The organism is Seongchinamella sediminis (assembly GCF_003457605.1).
GTDB lineage: Bacteria > Pseudomonadota > Gammaproteobacteria > Pseudomonadales > Halieaceae > Halioglobus > Halioglobus sediminis.
In genome coordinates this window covers 64,379-78,854 of record NZ_QRAN01000019.1, presented here as the reverse complement: position 1 = coordinate 78,854, position 14,476 = coordinate 64,379, and the positions used below count along the sequence as shown (strand labels likewise).

Annotated in this window: 27 protein-coding genes and 1 pseudogene; 24 read left to right on the top strand and 4 right to left on the bottom strand. The window is 52.4% G+C overall.

From position 1 onward, the window contains the following. Nucleotides 1-117 precede the first annotated feature (117 nt). A pseudogene (locus tag DWB85_RS20005) lies at nucleotides 118-330 on the top strand (BrnT family toxin); the annotation flags it as partial. After that, entirely contained in the window at nucleotides 327-545 is a 219-nt protein-coding gene (locus tag DWB85_RS20000) for a BrnA antitoxin family protein (protein ID WP_117956486.1), read from the top strand. The pseudogene DWB85_RS20005 and the gene DWB85_RS20000, both read left to right, overlap by 4 nt. A 49-nt stretch (nucleotides 546-594) precedes the next feature. Here DWB85_RS20000 and DWB85_RS15830 read toward each other — a convergent pair whose 3' ends face one another. Beyond that, entirely contained in the window at nucleotides 595-897 is a 303-nt protein-coding gene (locus DWB85_RS15830; protein ID WP_117956484.1) for a type II toxin-antitoxin system RelE/ParE family toxin, read from the bottom strand. Continuing rightward, nucleotides 897-1,136, bottom strand: coding sequence for a type II toxin-antitoxin system ParD family antitoxin (locus tag DWB85_RS15825; protein ID WP_117956482.1), 240 nt, complete (start codon nucleotides 1,134-1,136; stop codon nucleotides 897-899). Before DWB85_RS15825 ends, DWB85_RS15830 begins: the two co-directional genes overlap by 1 nt. Nucleotides 1,137-1,309: 173 nt before the next feature. On the opposite strand from DWB85_RS15825, the gene DWB85_RS15820 reads away from it, so the two are divergent. The 3 genes from DWB85_RS15820 to DWB85_RS15810 all read left to right on the top strand — a co-directional run bounded on the left by DWB85_RS15820 (nucleotide 1,310) and on the right by DWB85_RS15810 (nucleotide 2,441). Continuing rightward, on the top strand, nucleotides 1,310-1,522 hold the full coding sequence (locus tag DWB85_RS15820) for an addiction module protein (RefSeq protein WP_117956480.1): 213 nt from the start codon (nucleotides 1,310-1,312) through the stop codon (nucleotides 1,520-1,522). Between the two features lies 1 nt (nucleotide 1,523). Then, on the top strand, nucleotides 1,524-1,823 hold the full coding sequence (locus DWB85_RS15815) for a type II toxin-antitoxin system RelE/ParE family toxin (protein WP_117956478.1): 300 nt from the start codon (nucleotides 1,524-1,526) through the stop codon (nucleotides 1,821-1,823). A gap of 93 nt (nucleotides 1,824-1,916) precedes the next feature. Continuing rightward, nucleotides 1,917-2,441 carry a hypothetical protein gene (locus tag DWB85_RS15810; protein ID WP_117956476.1) on the top strand — a complete coding sequence of 175 codons (525 nt, stop codon included), beginning with the start codon at nucleotides 1,917-1,919 and terminating at the stop codon, nucleotides 2,439-2,441. 60 nt (nucleotides 2,442-2,501) lie between these two features. Here DWB85_RS15810 and DWB85_RS15805 read toward each other — a convergent pair whose 3' ends face one another. Next, the gene (locus tag DWB85_RS15805; protein WP_117956474.1) at nucleotides 2,502-2,819 is read right to left on the bottom strand and encodes a CcdB family protein; all 318 of its coding nucleotides are present in this window, start codon (nucleotides 2,817-2,819) and stop codon (nucleotides 2,502-2,504) included. Then, the gene (locus DWB85_RS15800) at nucleotides 2,819-3,064 is read right to left on the bottom strand and encodes a type II toxin-antitoxin system CcdA family antitoxin (protein ID WP_117956472.1); all 246 of its coding nucleotides are present in this window, start codon (nucleotides 3,062-3,064) and stop codon (nucleotides 2,819-2,821) included. Before DWB85_RS15800 ends, DWB85_RS15805 begins: the two co-directional genes overlap by 1 nt. A 198-nt stretch (nucleotides 3,065-3,262) precedes the next feature. Between DWB85_RS15800 and DWB85_RS15795 the strand changes: the two genes are divergently transcribed. The 19 genes from DWB85_RS15795 (at nucleotide 3,263) to DWB85_RS19425 (ending at nucleotide 14,454) form a co-directional block, all read left to right on the top strand. Further along, nucleotides 3,263-3,541, top strand: coding sequence for a toxin (locus DWB85_RS15795; RefSeq protein WP_117956470.1), 279 nt, complete (start codon nucleotides 3,263-3,265; stop codon nucleotides 3,539-3,541). Next, nucleotides 3,538-3,840 (top strand): CopG family antitoxin, encoded by a 303-nt coding sequence (locus DWB85_RS15790; protein ID WP_117956468.1) that lies wholly within the window; start codon nucleotides 3,538-3,540, stop codon nucleotides 3,838-3,840. The genes DWB85_RS15795 and DWB85_RS15790 overlap by 4 nt, the downstream gene beginning before the upstream one ends. Before the next feature lie 67 nt (nucleotides 3,841-3,907). Further along, nucleotides 3,908-4,165 carry a type II toxin-antitoxin system Phd/YefM family antitoxin gene (locus tag DWB85_RS15785; protein WP_117956466.1) on the top strand — a complete coding sequence of 86 codons (258 nt, stop codon included), beginning with the start codon at nucleotides 3,908-3,910 and terminating at the stop codon, nucleotides 4,163-4,165. Further along, complete coding sequence (locus DWB85_RS15780) at nucleotides 4,153-4,470, top strand: type II toxin-antitoxin system RelE/ParE family toxin (protein ID WP_117956464.1); 318 nt, start codon at nucleotides 4,153-4,155, stop codon at nucleotides 4,468-4,470. Before DWB85_RS15785 ends, DWB85_RS15780 begins: the two co-directional genes overlap by 13 nt. Nucleotides 4,471-4,702: 232 nt before the next feature. Beyond that, nucleotides 4,703-4,948 carry a DUF2164 domain-containing protein gene (locus tag DWB85_RS15775; protein ID WP_117956461.1) on the top strand — a complete coding sequence of 82 codons (246 nt, stop codon included), beginning with the start codon at nucleotides 4,703-4,705 and terminating at the stop codon, nucleotides 4,946-4,948. A 348-nt stretch (nucleotides 4,949-5,296) separates the two neighbouring features. After that, complete coding sequence (locus DWB85_RS19995) at nucleotides 5,297-5,701, top strand: DUF2784 domain-containing protein (RefSeq protein ID WP_117956459.1); 405 nt, start codon at nucleotides 5,297-5,299, stop codon at nucleotides 5,699-5,701. Nucleotides 5,702-5,861: 160 nt separating this feature from the next. Next, nucleotides 5,862-7,004 (top strand): cytochrome P450, encoded by a 1,143-nt coding sequence (locus tag DWB85_RS15760; protein ID WP_117956457.1) that lies wholly within the window; start codon nucleotides 5,862-5,864, stop codon nucleotides 7,002-7,004. Nucleotides 7,005-7,139: 135 nt separating this feature from the next. Then, entirely contained in the window at nucleotides 7,140-7,847 is a 708-nt protein-coding gene (locus tag DWB85_RS15755; protein WP_117956455.1) for a succinate dehydrogenase iron-sulfur subunit, read from the top strand. Nucleotides 7,848-7,940: 93 nt separating this feature from the next. Beyond that, the gene (locus tag DWB85_RS15750; RefSeq protein ID WP_117956453.1) at nucleotides 7,941-8,663 is read left to right on the top strand and encodes a ZIP family metal transporter; all 723 of its coding nucleotides are present in this window, start codon (nucleotides 7,941-7,943) and stop codon (nucleotides 8,661-8,663) included. A gap of 205 nt (nucleotides 8,664-8,868) precedes the next feature. After that, complete coding sequence (locus DWB85_RS15745) at nucleotides 8,869-9,543, top strand: 2OG-Fe(II) oxygenase (RefSeq protein WP_117956450.1); 675 nt, start codon at nucleotides 8,869-8,871, stop codon at nucleotides 9,541-9,543. A 99-nt stretch (nucleotides 9,544-9,642) separates the two neighbouring features. Then, nucleotides 9,643-10,068 (top strand): hypothetical protein, encoded by a 426-nt coding sequence (locus DWB85_RS15740; RefSeq protein ID WP_117956448.1) that lies wholly within the window; start codon nucleotides 9,643-9,645, stop codon nucleotides 10,066-10,068. Nucleotides 10,069-10,302: 234 nt separating this feature from the next. Then, nucleotides 10,303-10,926 (top strand): YoaK family protein, encoded by a 624-nt coding sequence (locus DWB85_RS15735; RefSeq protein WP_239017350.1) that lies wholly within the window; start codon nucleotides 10,303-10,305, stop codon nucleotides 10,924-10,926. A gap of 87 nt (nucleotides 10,927-11,013) precedes the next feature. Continuing rightward, a complete protein-coding gene (ybaK, locus tag DWB85_RS15730) occupies nucleotides 11,014-11,481 on the top strand; it encodes a Cys-tRNA(Pro) deacylase (RefSeq protein ID WP_117956445.1) in 468 nt (155 codons plus the stop codon). Nucleotides 11,482-11,500: 19 nt separating this feature from the next. Next, entirely contained in the window at nucleotides 11,501-11,908 is a 408-nt protein-coding gene (locus DWB85_RS15725) for a hypothetical protein (protein WP_205422759.1), read from the top strand. 134 nt (nucleotides 11,909-12,042) lie between these two features. Continuing rightward, on the top strand, nucleotides 12,043-12,492 hold the full coding sequence (locus DWB85_RS15720) for a GFA family protein (RefSeq protein WP_117956441.1): 450 nt from the start codon (nucleotides 12,043-12,045) through the stop codon (nucleotides 12,490-12,492). Nucleotides 12,493-12,585: 93 nt separating this feature from the next. Continuing rightward, nucleotides 12,586-12,834 carry a DUF202 domain-containing protein gene (locus DWB85_RS15715; protein WP_117956439.1) on the top strand — a complete coding sequence of 83 codons (249 nt, stop codon included), beginning with the start codon at nucleotides 12,586-12,588 and terminating at the stop codon, nucleotides 12,832-12,834. A 204-nt stretch (nucleotides 12,835-13,038) separates the two neighbouring features. Continuing rightward, complete coding sequence (locus DWB85_RS15710; protein ID WP_117956437.1) at nucleotides 13,039-13,248, top strand: cold-shock protein; 210 nt, start codon at nucleotides 13,039-13,041, stop codon at nucleotides 13,246-13,248. A 182-nt stretch (nucleotides 13,249-13,430) separates the two neighbouring features. Then, nucleotides 13,431-14,012 (top strand): LOG family protein, encoded by a 582-nt coding sequence (locus DWB85_RS15705; protein WP_117956500.1) that lies wholly within the window; start codon nucleotides 13,431-13,433, stop codon nucleotides 14,010-14,012. Between the two features lie 196 nt (nucleotides 14,013-14,208). Then, nucleotides 14,209-14,454: a hypothetical protein gene (locus DWB85_RS19425; protein WP_133300639.1), complete on the top strand. Its 246-nt coding sequence runs from the start codon at nucleotides 14,209-14,211 to the stop codon at nucleotides 14,452-14,454. Nucleotides 14,455-14,476 lie beyond the last annotated feature (22 nt).

The window sequence follows — 14,476 nt, the reverse complement described above, 5'->3', positions numbered from 1 at the left end:
CGCCGCAGATACGGTGGAGAAGCTCGAGGCCCTGCTCCCGTGGAACGTTGACCTGCCGCGATTTGAAAAAAATGTGCCGGCTTATCCCAGGGGCAAGTAGGCAGATTTAACGCCGCTTACCCCGTGTTCTACGATGAATTTGCACTCCAATTTTACGATGACGAATCAGCAGACGAAGATCGCTTCTTGATGTTGGGTCTTAGCAACCAGTCACGTGTTCTGGTGGTGGTTCATTGTGAGCGGGGCCAGGGAATGGAAGAACTTCGTGTTATCTCCGCACGGAAAGCGACGAAATCAGAGCGCCGATACTATCAGGGTGAAGGATCATGAAGAAGGAATACGATTTTTCAAAGATGAAATCTCGCAAAAATCCATACGCTTCAAAACTAAAGAAGTCCGTAACAATTCGATTAAGCGAAGACGTGATTGAATACTTCAAAGATATGGCGGAGGAATCTGGTGTTCCCTATCAGAGCCTTATAAATCTATATCTTCGAGATTGCGCAAATCACAATCGCAAAGTAGACATCCAATGGCAGCCTTAACAAGCACAGGCAAGCCGGACGGCCGTTCCGGCCGCCCCAGTTGTGGGCGTTACGTGCCCTCTAGCTGTCGGGCCAGGTCCATGCGCTTATGAATAATCCTGACAATCTCTACTTCAGTATCCGAGAGCTCGCGATAGAAGATTACGTGCCTTCCGTTTGGAAACTTTCGATATCCTGCCTTGATGAAATCGCATGCTGCTCCTACTTCCGGGTTTTCGGCCAGGATATGAAATGCATCGTCAAACTGCTTGGCATAGATCCTGCGCTGATCTTTACCCCATCGGCGTTGGGTATAGGCTGCTATCGATTTCAGATCTGCCTTGGCAGCTTCGGTAAGGGTAAATGACCCCACTAGCCGAGTTCTTCGTCGAGCTCGTTCATAAACTCTTCGTAGCTGTATTCAGCTTTTCCGCTTTTTTCTCCCTCTTCGAGCAGTTTCCTGAGCGTGGCAAGCTTCCTTTCCGAGTCCTCGAACTGCCGAAGTGCCGCTCTAACGACTTCGCTCGCCGAGGCGTATCTTCCCTCGGCTATTTGCTGGGCTATAAACCCTTCGAAGTGCTCGCCCAAGGTGATGCTGGTGTTCTTTGCCATGGCGCGTCTCCTTTAGTACCAATAAATACCCAATATTGGTGCCGTGCACGTAACAAGTCAAGGCAGCAAGGGCGCTCCGCGCCGGCTGGGCGCCCCTGCTTGAAGCGTTATGTTTACTCGGATAGCTCGCAGCGCTACCATACCCTGTGAGTCTCATTGGATGAGGTTGACTTATGTCAGATGCCGCAAAAGTTGTTATAGATCAAGCACTTGAGCTTTCTGCCCAAGAGCGGGCGGTGGTTGCGGAGCAGATCCTTTTGAGCTTGGACAAACCGGATGCCGAACTAGACGCTATTTGGGCATCGGAAGCCGAATCCAGGCTGTCCGCCTATAAAAAAGGCCAAGAACCGTCCATTTCCTTAGCTGACGCCTTCAAGACCTCCTGACATGGAAGTAAAGCTCCTCAAGCTCGCTCAGCTCGAGTTTGAAGAAGCGGTATCCCACTACGAATCAGAACAAGCAGGTCTTGGAGACAGGTTTTGTAGTGAAGTGCTTCGTTCAATATCTCGTATACGCCAGTTTCCTGTCTCCTACCAACAGTTCAGCCCGGGGACACGACGTTGTCTGATTGCCAAGTTTCCGTACGGGATAATCTACCATTATGCTCCGGAGCAAGATGAGATTCTGATCGTTGCAATTGCTCATCTTCATCGTCGCCCGGATTATTGGGTGTCCCGTGAGTCGTAAACATAACAAGTCGGTGTTGGCGCCTTCGGCTGGGACGGCCCACTGCGTGGCCCGCCCCAAACCGAGGCGTTATGTGTTCTGCAGAGTAGCGCCATGAACTGGGAAGCTGTAGGTGCTATTGGAGAGCTAGTTGGCGCCGCTGGTGTTATAGCGACACTAGTATTTTTGGCGTTTCAGATTCGTCAAAATTCCAAGTTGCTGCGCACCAATACCACTCAACTGGAGCAAAATCGAAATCTTGCTATTGCTGAGGCCATCGGCCAATCGAATTCACAAGAAGCGGCTATGCTCGCATTAGCGCAAAATGCGGAGTTGAGCGCTATTTTCTACTCAGGGCTCGCAGATTTTAACCAACTAAACGGGCAGGAAAAACTCCGGTTCGCCAGCGTACTTGGACCACTCATAGGTGGTGTCGCTACGCAATGGGAAAGGCAGCTACACTTGAGCCAAGAAATGCAAGTGATCGCCCCAAACCACCTGCTTTTTGCGCTTGAATATCTCGCGACCCCAGGCGGCTCAGAGTGGTGGTCGCAATATAGACTCATGTACCCAAGACGATTCCGTGAATCCATAGATCTCGAACTCGCCAGGAAAGGGCCAGTCGTTGAAAACACATAACAAGTCAGGGCTGCGGACGCCGCAACCGCTGTGCGGTTTCGCAGCCCGCAGCCTGAAGCGTTAAATGCCCGTGATCGCGAAATCCAAGGCAGCAACTATATCGTCTCTCAGATGGCTCAGAGACCCGATGGGATTCTTCAGGGCTTTGGTAGGGATGGATGCAACCTGGGGCACTAAGAGCAGGAGTTCTTCTCCTTCGTATTCGACGGTTGGGGTGAGCTTTTTGAGTTGTTCGCTCCTGAAGTCGACCTTCCTTCCCAGAGGAACTACGATTCGTGTGGCTAGTTCGGAGATTATTTCGCTTTGAATATCTACGATGAAGGGGTAGGCCTTGCGAGTGCTTTTGCTAGGGTTCGTATAAACATCGAACTGTCGCATCAAAACTCCTGGTACTCAGCCCCAAAACAACCGTTTGCTTCTACAAACTCGTTGTACGCTTTGATGGCCTTACTATTTTCAGTGCGCCAGTTTTCAGCACTAACCTGGGCGAGTTTTGCCTGTAGAGCCTGTTCCAGTGTGGCCGAGAGGTTTATATCCAAAGCCCGTGATTTACTCAATAAATCACTGTTTACGCTGAGGTTTGTGGCTTTCTTGGGCGCATCTGAATCAAACAAAGTGTCCATAGAAATGATCTCTGAAAAGCATCGCTTAGATTATGCGCATGGAAATGCGCATTGTAAAGCATGTAACAAGTCAGGGCTGCATGGCGCCTTCGGCGCGGGACCAGCTGACGCTGGCCCCCGCTCGAGGCGTTAGCTACTTGCACCGAGGATACTTTTGATTGATGACAAAAGGCACACGCTTGTGTTAGCCTCTGTCCCATGAAAGTCTTCAACTGGAACTCCGAAAAGAATCGACAGCTCATCGAGGAGCGAGGCAGATCCTTTGAAGAGGCCATCTTTCATATAGAAAATGGGAGACTTCTCGATGATATTTGTCACCCCAATGCAAAAGACTATCCCCGCCAGAAAATCTTTGTCGTGGCGATAGATCAATATGCTTACTTGGTGCCGTATGTCGAATCTGATGACGAAATTTTTCTCAAGACCATGATGCCAAGTGGAAAATTCACCAAGTTGTATCTCAGAGGTGATTCATGAGTAAGGTCAAACTTTCAAAAGAGGAAAAGGAACTCCTTGAGTCGGTAGAATCCGGCGAGTTCGAATCAACGTTGACGGAAGAGCGCAGGAAAGAACTGGAGGCAGCTGCCAACAATACATTCAAGAAGGATAAACGGATAAATATTCGCATATCGAATCGGGACCTTATCGCGGTGCAGGCCAGGGCATCTGAAGAAGGCATTCCTTATCAGACGTTAGTCTCCAGTATTATCCACAAGTACGTGTCTGGATCTTTGCGAGATATCGCAGCTAACAAGAAAAGGCAAAGCGACGCGTAACCGCGCGCTTGCTTTTGGCGTTTAGTTGCCCCTTGTTATACATCGAGTGATAGAATAGTATCACTTTATGAAGACCGAACTTGTTACCACTCTAAAGCGCCAGGCCACCAAAATCCTGTCAGAACTTCATGAGTCTAAAGAACCCGTTCTTATAACTGAGCACGGAAAGCCATCGGCTTATCTGGTTGATTTTGAAGATTATGAGTCTCTCCAGCGAAGAATGCAGGTTTTGGAAGGCATTGCGCGTGGCGAATCCGCTGCATTAGAGAATAAGGTTCTAAGCCACAATGAAGCCAAAACAAAAATGAAGAAATGGCTGAGCTAGTTTGGACCGAACCAGCTTTATCCGATCTAAATGAAATTGCGGAGTATATTGCGCTCGAAAACCCTGTGGCAGCGCAGAAGTTAGTCCAGGAAATATTCTCCGCCGTTGAGCGTCTTGAGCGGCATCCTGGATCAGGAAAAATACCCGAAGAGCTTGGAACTGGCCGCTATCGAGAAGTCGTGGTGAATCCCTGTCGTATATTCTATCGTCACCCCAAGGGTAAGGTTTTTATACTGTACGTTATGCGCAGTGAGCGAGGACTCCGAAATTTCCTACTTGAGGATCGCGATGAACGGGGCAATTAACAAGCGAGTCACGGACGGCTTACAGCCGCCGCAACCACAGGCGTATAAAGCGCATCAGGCAGGATCACAGCTATCGTTAACCTAAAGCCTTCGCTTTCGCTCCGGCAACGTGGCCATCGGCCATACTTTTCCGGCGCTGCAATAACAAGCGGGCAATACGCCCCCTTCGGTCGCCGGACACGCTTACAGCGCGCCCGCTGACGTCAGCATAATATGTACTCAGGTAAAGTAGATGACTGATATAAATTTCTCCAAGGAAGAAACAGATGTAATGGCGAGTAAAATTAAGCGCTACTTTAACGACGAGTTGGACCAGGAAATCGGTGCTTTCGAAGCTGAGTTTTTGATAGATTTTATTGCGAAAGAGATGGGGCCATACTTCTACAACAGAGGTCTCTCAGATGCACATACTCTATTTTCAGAGAAAGCTGAAGAGATTGGGTACCTTGTTCAAGAGCTTGAGAAACCAACCAGTTAATATTTTTCTGCAAGAACGCACACAAAACCGCGAGGAGATTCGATTAATTCTGGTCAGGCTATCTCAAAAATCTGAGGCAGAGCGCTATGAAAGCTGAAGTTTTCGATAGCAATTTCGATCATTATGCACGGTTTGAATGTCCTGAGGGATCATCAATATTTTCGCTATCACTGGAAGACGAAAATTTCTCAAACGGTGGTGTAATCTACGTTGAGAATCCTCCATCGAGGGTAGAGAGGCGCGCATAACACCGTCGATCACACAGGCAACAGCAAGCGGATGCAGGATCTCCGTCTCGGTGCTTTGCGGCTACAATGCGGTCCATATTGATCGCCCGGGGTAGAAGTTGTGTCGAGAGAATCGCTACTGTTACTCCTTGCAGATACGGTACTGATAGCGCACCTGTGTTTTGTTGTATTCGTGGTGCTGGGGCTGGTAGCTATCTATTCAGGGTATTTTCGGCAGTGGCTATGGGTGAGAAATCGAACATTCAGAATACTCCATTTAACAGCCATTGGCATTGTCGTTGCCCAGTCCTGGCTTGGAGTTGCCTGTCCCTTAACAGTCTGGGAAGTGGCGCTAAGAAATAAGGCCGGGGCAGAGGGCTATGCGGGTTCGTTCATTCAGTATTGGTTGCACAAAATGCTCTACTATAGTGCTCCAGAATGGATGTTCATCGCGTTATATACAGGCTTTGGCGGTCTGGTTCTGCTGAGTTGGTTTCTGGTGCGTCCCAACGCCCGAAGCAGGTAACATGCAACTGCGACTGAAAGATTATCGCGTGGCCCCGTGGCAGATTTTACTGCCCCTCTTTGGCTTGCTTCGCTTACGGCCTTGTTGAGGCGCTGATCGATTAACAGGCAGGTATTTCTGGTAAGGTGCTAAGATTGCTTTCGCTGGTACAGGAGAACACATGACTGATCACATCCCGGATGATATATCTCCCGAGGGGCGGGATCTGCGGGAATATACCGACGAGCTACGACAGCACCATGCCATCGTAAAGAATACCCTTGGTGAATGGGTATTGCTGAAACATGGCGACGTTGTTGCCGCCGCACTGGATCATGAAAGCTTTTCTAACAACGTATCCAGTTACCTCCAAATCCCCAATGGGCTGGATGGCGAGGAACACACTCATTATCGAAAAATCATCGACCAGTATTTGAGCGAAGACGCCTTAGAGCCCTACATTCCCGTATTTAAAAAGGTGGCAGCCGAACTAATGGATGAACTACCCAGGGGGGAGGTGCTGGATGCGGTAAGTGATATTGGTGCCGTATTTGCCGTGCGCGCTCAATGCGCATGGTTAGGGTGGCCCGATGAGTTGGAGCCGCAGTTGTTAAAATGGATGTCTGACAATCACGCCGCCACCCGGTCGAAAAACCACGACAAGATGGCGCTTGTTGCAGAGCAATTCGATCAAATAATTCAATCAATTGTCCGACCCAGACGGGAAAGGCAAGTACAGCAGAATAGCGATATAACCACCCGGCTTTGTCATGACTTGATACACGGTCGAAAGCTGACAGAAGCAGAGATTACTTCCATTCTGCGTAACTGGACCGGTGGTGATCTCGGTTCTATCGCGCTGTGTGTTGGTGTGATTGTGCATCAAATTGCCAAAGAGCCAGAGCTTATCGATATGCTACGGAAAGCTTCAAATAGCGAAGTAGAAGCGTTTATCGACGAGGCTTTACGGATCGATGATCCCTTTGTGTCCAATCGACGGGTGACTACCTGTGCTCTTCGAATCGGCGGGCAGGAAATTCCCGAAGGCGCCAGAGTGAAATTACACTGGACCTCTGCTAACCGTGATGAAGCGGTCTTCAAGCAGAATGCATTTTCACCAAACGAGAATGGGCCTGACAACCTGGTATATGGGGTCGGCAAACATGCGTGTCCCGGGCGTCTGCTGGCAACCTGGGAGTTGCGTATAATGCTGCAGGCGTTATTGTCCGCGGTGCGGCAAATCGACATTGCCGCAGGCCAGGAGCCAGAGCGGGAAATAGCGCCTCTCGGCGGCTTTCACCGGGTTCCAGTTATACTTTTGTAGCCGCCTGAGGGTATTGTTTTCAGCAGAAGTCGCTTACTTTGCTGGATTCGAACTCTGCCGCAAAGCGCGAGGCCAGGTGCCAGGCATGAACAAAGGGCTCAAAGCGTTTGCTCCGCGGCTAATGGAGGATAGTCCATGATCAATGTCCAGGTATATCGCTACAACCCGGAACAGGATGTTGCGCCTTATATGCAGTCGCTGACACTTCCTGAAGACTATCGTAATCGAATGGTACTGGATGCCTTGGAGTACTTGCGGCAAATAGATGCAACGCTCGCGTACCGGCGCTCGTGTCGAGAGGGTGTATGTGGCTCGGATGGCATGAATATAAACGGCAAGAACGCGCTGGCATGCATAAAACCAGTCGATGAAGCAATTGGTGCCTCCAATCAGCTAATTATCAGGCCTCTGCCGGGTATGCCGGTCATTCGCGACCTCGTTGTAGACCAAAGCCTGTTCTTCGAACAGTATAGGCGGGTAAAGCCCTGGCTCATCAATCACGAGGCCGCGCCTGCAATCGAACGGCGGCAATCCCCGGAGGAGAGGGAACAGCTTGATGGACTGTATGAATGCATACTCTGCGGATGTTGTACCTCACAGTGCCCCTCCTGGTGGTGGAACCCGGAAAAATACCTGGGGCCAGCGGCATTGCTGCAGTCCCTACGGTTTATCCTCGATAGTCGTGACCAGGCTCGAGAACAGCGATTGACTGATCTTGACGACCCATTCAGCCTCTTTCGTTGTCGAAGTATCGGGAACTGCTCCTGGGTGTGCCCCAAGGGACTCAATCCCATGGGGGCTATCGGCAGAATCCGGCGTGAAATGATGCGTGAGTCTAACTGATAAGACAGAGACTACATGTGAGCCTATTCGTAGCGCATAAGCATAATAGAACATCGCAGCCTGCTGGCTGCTGCAGGCCCAGGTAGATTCTACATGTCCGAGATTGTGCAAATTGTCATCCTGACCTCCGCTGCCGGGCTTTGTATGCCTCTTGGAGGCCTGCTCGCCAGCCTGGAGCATATCCGGCCAAAGTGGCTTGAAAACGAGTTGCGTCATTTTATTATCGCGTTCGGGGGAGGCCTGCTCCTTGGGGCTGTGTTTCAAGTACTCCTGCCACAAGGTGTATCCATGGTGGGCGAATCGCCGGTGGCCGTACTGGTGTTCATGTTTGGGGGTTTTTTATTCTTTCTTCTGGATAGGAGCCTGGGGCTGAAACATCGCGAGGCTCCCCAACTGACCGGCATGCTTGTCGACTTCGTTCCAGAGTCGATAGCCCTGGGCGGCCTCGTGGCGACCGAGCCTTCACTGGCAATGGTGCTGGCAATAGTGATCGGTCTGCAGAACGCTCCCGAGGGCTTTAATGCCTATCGGGAGTTAATCAAGTCCCAATCACAACAATCGGCAAAGGTGCTGTGGTTCATGCTCCTGCTGGTTCCCCTCGGGCCGATCGCAGGACTGTCCGCCCACTACGGCCTGGGTGATCAACCGCGCACATTGGGGGTCATAATGCTGATCGCCGCGGGCGGCATCGTATACCTGATGTTCCAGGATATCGCACCGCAATCCAAACTGAAGCGCCACTGGGCGCCACCGCTTGGGGCGGTCCTCGGAGTTGGTATCACACTGTTGACCGAGCTGTGGATTGCTGGTGCCTGAAAAGGTGATTAACCCCGTTTGCGTTAGTCTCCTGGAGCTGTGCCCGTTTTCCGGCCAGTTGCCACGATGTATGGAATCATCGCCTGGTAATTTAAAATACAAGCGGTGAGGTGAGGTGTATATTTTTCAAGCATGGCGAGTTTAAGCGAAGCGCTGCCTCAGGCTCAGCGGTTTAATTTGATTGTGGAAATTTGGAAGGTAAGTCTTGGTAGCACTCAGCAGCATCCCCGGGGCCAATGACGGCAACACCACCGATGAAACGCTATTCGCGCTCATCGCTGATGATCTGGAAGCGCAAGGATACAGCGTTCGGCCCGGCGCCCTTCCTGGAGAAATCTCCAGTTCACTGTACACCTGTCAGCAGGATCTGAATGCAAGCAAATACACAGATGCAGGCATTGGACGCGGCGAGGATTTCCTGAGGACCGAGTTTGTAAGAACCGACGAAATTTGCTGGATCACGGGCGACTCGGACGCTGGAATCAGGTGGATCGATTGGACATCAAGGCTGCAGCGTTTTCTCAACCAACGGCTTTTCCTGGGGCTGTTTTCTTTTGAGAGCCATTTTGCCCACTACTCCCCCGGAGCCTACTACAAGCGACACTATGACGCTTTCCGGGGCGAAGCAAATCGTATTCTGTCAGTAGTAACCTATCTCAACCCTGGATGGGCAAGCACTGATGGTGGTGAGCTTGTATTGTATAGCGACAATCAGGATCGTGTCGGATTAAAGATCGTACCTCTTTACGGTACGGTGGTGGTGTTTCTCAGCGAAGAATTTCCTCACGAGGTACTGCCGGCGTCCAGGGACAGGTATTCCGTCGCTGGCTGGTTCCGTGTTAACTCGTCAATCAATAACAATATTGACCCGCCACGATAGCGTGTGAGTATTGTATGACATGTGGCAGCTTGGCGGGCTGCATGAATGCGACTGTGTTGCCTGCCGGCTTTTGCTGGTCCGACAGAATGGAGGGTAAATATGATCACGGCTTACCAGCTCGCCGTTATAGCGGCCGGCGTATTTTTCCTGAATGGACTGCTAACCGGTGTCTGGAAATATATACAGATAGCAAATAGCGAAGACGGCAAGGCGCACCCCTATGTGGATATAGCGCACCGTGCATCTCTGCTCTATAGTTTTGCCGCCATATTGATCGCTAATTTTGTCCAGATCAGCCGGCTGTCCGATATAGTCGAGCTTGTTGCAACAGGTCTCCTGATTACCTATTTTGCCCTCGCCATCCTGAGTTACATGGTTCAGGGTCTGCTGCAGAAAACCGACAATCAACTGCTGCACATTACGCCGGCAATCAGCTGGTTTATGTGGTCACTCATTGCCGCCGAGATTGGCGGATTTCTGGTGTTGTTTTATGGCGTGGTGGAAGCGAAAGTCACCGCAGCCTGAGTCGTGTGCAATGCAATTGATGCAAGCGCCAGTCATATTCGAGTCCGCCGGGGGTAGGGTGGAGACTGCGACGGATTCCGACAATAGCGCAGAACTGCCCTGGAGTGGAATATGTTTGCGTCTAAGCGGCGCGCGGAGAATGTGCACTGATGTGGTCTCTGGCCAGCGACAATCGATGTTGAGGTACGGGAATTGATATCCAGATTACCCAGGTGGATCGAGTATGGTGCATTTGTGCTGGCCTTTGTCGCCGGCAGCATCAATGCGATCGGCTTGCTGGGCTTCGAGCACCAGGCGGTTTCACACGTTTCGGGCACAGCCACTTTACTGGGCACGAGCTTTCTCAACGGTTCCTACCAGAACACTGTTCACCTGGGTGGCGTGCTCATTTCCTTTTTTCTGGGAGCAGCTATTTCCGGGTACCTGGTACATGGCGCTACCCTCAAACTGGGGCGCCATTACGACACTGCGCTGGTGCTGGAGGGTTGTCTGATATTGGCGTCCTATTGGTTGCTGTCAAACGGGTCCTTTTACGGCCACTTTGCTGCTTCTGTGGCATGCGGTATGCAAAATGCACTTGCTACTGCCTACAGCGGGGCAGTCGTGCGCACAACCCACCTCACTGGTATCTTTACTGACCTGGGCATCCTGGTGGGCTCGGTACTGCGCGGAGATAGCTTTGACAAGAGGAAGTTACTGCTTTTCTCGCTGATCATTGCCGGGTTTGTCATCGGCGGCTTGTGTGGGGCCTACCTGTTTGCTCTGCTTGGATTCAAAGCGCTGTTGTTGCCCGGAACAATCTGTTTCGTGCTGGCCCTGTGGTACCGGCTGTATTCAAAAAAATACGGATCTCTGTGAGCGACTGGTGTTTACCGTATCAAACCGATGCTGGCCGCGCCCCGAAGCCTTATCCATTGCTGGTTAAATTGAAAGGACACGTTTTACATGACACCGGGTATAAATGTCGCCAGGAAGGCCGGGATTCCCCATACGGTGCATGAGTATGATCATGACTCTGCCAGCGATTCCTATGGGATGGAGGCCGCGGAGAAGCTGGGCGTTGCCGCGGACAGGGTGTTCAAGACGCTGGTTGTCAGTCTCGGCAACAACGAACTGGCCGTCGCTGTGCTGCCGGTGTCTTCCATGCTGAGCATGAAACTCATAGCGAAATCTCTTGGCGCAAAGAAGGCTATAATGGCCGATCATGCCGATGTTGAGCGTGCAACCGGCTACGTGCTCGGCGGCGTTAGTCCATTGGGCCAGAAAAAGCGGCTGCAGACGATTGTCGATGCTTCAGCCGAGTTGCATCCGACTATTTATATCAGTGCCGGCCGCCGGGGACTGGAAATCGAATTGTGTGCGCAGGATCTTGTCAGGCTGGTTGGTGGTCGCTTTGCCGCCATTTGCCAATAGTCACGGAGTCGGCTGAACTGTGAGCACGATGACAATATATCTGCTGTTCTGGCTGCTGCTGATGGTCCTCGCGGTGGCCAATGGCGTCATGCGTCAAGTCGTTTACGGCCCCGGTCTTCCGGAGTTGTATGCGCACCAGCTATCCACCTTTCTTGCCGCAGTGATATTTGCCGCCGCCGTGTGGCTGCTGGCGAAAAAACGGCCACCGGCGTCGCCGGAACAAGCGCTACAGATTGGTGTGGTATGGTTGGCGCTAACGCTGAGCTTCGAATTTGTATTCGGCCATTATGTCGCCGGGCATAGCTGGGCCCGCCTGCTGGCGGATTATGACCTGCTCTCCGGCAGACTCTGGCCCTTGTTGCTGGTATGGATTACTTTTTTGCCTTTGCTGGCGTACAGGGTCGTGGGGCAAGGTAACTCCCGCTAGCGTTGCTTTGCAGTTGCATCGGGAACTGTCGCCGAAAGTCAACTCTCAGCAAATTTGCGAGGCTTTGTGCGCCAGTACCTGGGTTCTGGAATTTAATCTGGCTTAACAGAAAGCCCACAGCGAATGGTGTATAAATGAGCGATCAATATGGGGGTTGCGCCTGCGGCGCCGTCCGCTATGTGGTAACCGGCAAAGCGCTGAGCGTACACGCATGCCATTGCACCGACTGCCAGAGTCTTTCCGGTTCCGCCTTTGGTATGTCCATGGTTCTTAACCGCTCGGACATTGAGCTTACCCGGGGTGAGCTGATGATCAATGATTTCACCGCCAGCAGAAATCGAATGCATCGTCATAGCTGTTGTAACTGCGGAGTTGCGCTCTGGTTCAGTTCCCCGGGGCATGCGGATATAGTGGCGCTGAAGCCCGGTACGCTGGATGATACGTCATCGCTGCAGCCAATCGCCCATGTCTGGTTCCGCAGTGCGCAACCCTGGCTGCGAGTCGGTGATGATGTCGCGGTGTTCCAGGAGCAACCCGAATTTGATGAGCTGCTGGCACTGGCGCAAAAGGCCGGCTTGGGCTGAACACCATTTGGAGATCACGCCTTGCTTGTCGCCCACCCTGATTTTGGAATGTATGGCAGCCATGCCAGGTAGTGGTGACGGGAGTAGCAATCGATGAGGGATGAGTTAGCCCTGGAACGCACCAGGCTTGCCAACGAACGGACCTTTCTCGCCTATGTCCGCACCGCTTTATCCCTGCTCGCGGCAGCGGCGGCCCTGTTTCACTTTTTTCCCGCTGACCGGGTGTTTGAAACCAGCGCCTGGTTGCTTGCTGCGGCCGGGGTGCTGGTGCTGGGGGTAGGTCTTTACCGGGGGATGACTGTCCGTGCCCAGCTTCGCGCTCGCGAGCGAGGCGACGACTGATCCGGCGCAGTGCCGGAGAAATGCGTTGACTTGTCCAGGGTTAGTCTATACTGTGCTCTCAGCTAGAAATCTGGTCGCTTTTTGCCTGCTCCCGTTCGTCGTATTGTGTTGTTCTTCGTCCTGTAGTCGTTAAATATCTGTACTGTTTTCCCGCTGTTCATGCCCTCAGAGGGCGTTTCAATATTTTTTTACAGGATATCTGTTATGTCGAATGTTACTACTGGCACCGTCAAGTGGTTCAACGAGTCCAAAGGCTTTGGTTTTATTGAGCAGGAGTCCGGCCCCGATGTGTTTGCGCACTTCAGCGCTATCTCCGGCTCCGGCTTTAAAACCCTGGCTGAAGGCCAGGCGGTTGAGTTCACCGTAACTCAGGGCCAGAAAGGCCCCCAGGCGGAGAACATTGTAGCCGTCTAGTAATCGGCGCCAGTGACTTCCGGAAGGCAAGCTGTGATGGCTTGCCTTTTTTTACGCCTGCAATTCCGGCAAGCTGGTGCTATTTGTGCCAAAGGCAATATTGAGGGCGGTAATCCAGCGTAACTGTGCTGTTGGAACAGGACTGCTCAATCCGGGAGTTGCATATAGGTAACTGGCTGAAGATGAATCGAATTTGTGTTTATTGCGGGGCCAGTCCAGGCCTCAAACCGGAGTACCTGGACGCCACGCGGAATCTCGCCGGGGCCATGGTCGACCGGGGGATCGACCTTGTCTATGGTGGCGGCAGTGTCGGCATGATGGGCGCCATCGCCGATGCGGTGCTGGAGGCCGGCGGTGAGGTTATCGGGGTTATCCCCCGCGCACTCGCCGAACGGGAGGTAGCCCACCGGGGAGTCACCGATCTTCGGGTGGTGGAATCCATGCATGAGCGGAAGGCATTGATGGCGGAGCTTGCCGATGGTTTTATCGCCATGCCAGGTGGGTTCGGCACCCTGGAGGAACTACTGGAAGTGCTCACCTGGTCACAGCTTGGCTTTCAGCAGAAACCCTGTGGCGTGCTCAATGTGGCAGGGTACTTCGATATGCTGACCGGATTTCTTGATCACGCGGTAGAGCAACAGTTTGTAAAGCCGGTGCATCGCCGCATGCTGCTGGTGGCAGCGGACAGCGAGCAATTGCTGGCGCGAATGGCGGACTATAAGCCCCCTGTTGTAGACAAGTGGATAGGACGGGGAGAAACCTGAGCGTTGTGGGAATGCAGCGGGTATCGGCAGGGCCCGGGAGCTGACATGGCAATGCGCGGTGGACCGGCAGGATTCTGGAACTGGATGGCTGGGCGTTACAGTCGCCAGGCTGAAAAAGAGCTGACTTGATCGCTTTTGAGGGCGCACAAGCGGTCCCGGTTCGCTAGCATGGCCTTGACACAGGGAGGTATGGCTTATGCGAATCAGGGATTCATTGCTGGTGTTAAGCGTTTGTTTTTCGGGCGTGGGCGCTAATGCATTTGCACAACAGGCATCGGTTGAGCAATGCCAGAAACTGAGAGACGGCATCGCCAGGTACGATGAGTTGCGCCGCAATGGCGGCAGCGGCAGCCAGATGGACAGCTGGAAGCGCAGCAGGCGCAAGCTCGACAAGCAGTTCCGCAAACTGGGCTGCAAGTATTACCGGGGCCGATTAGAGTAAACGCGGGTGCCGTTGGCAGCAG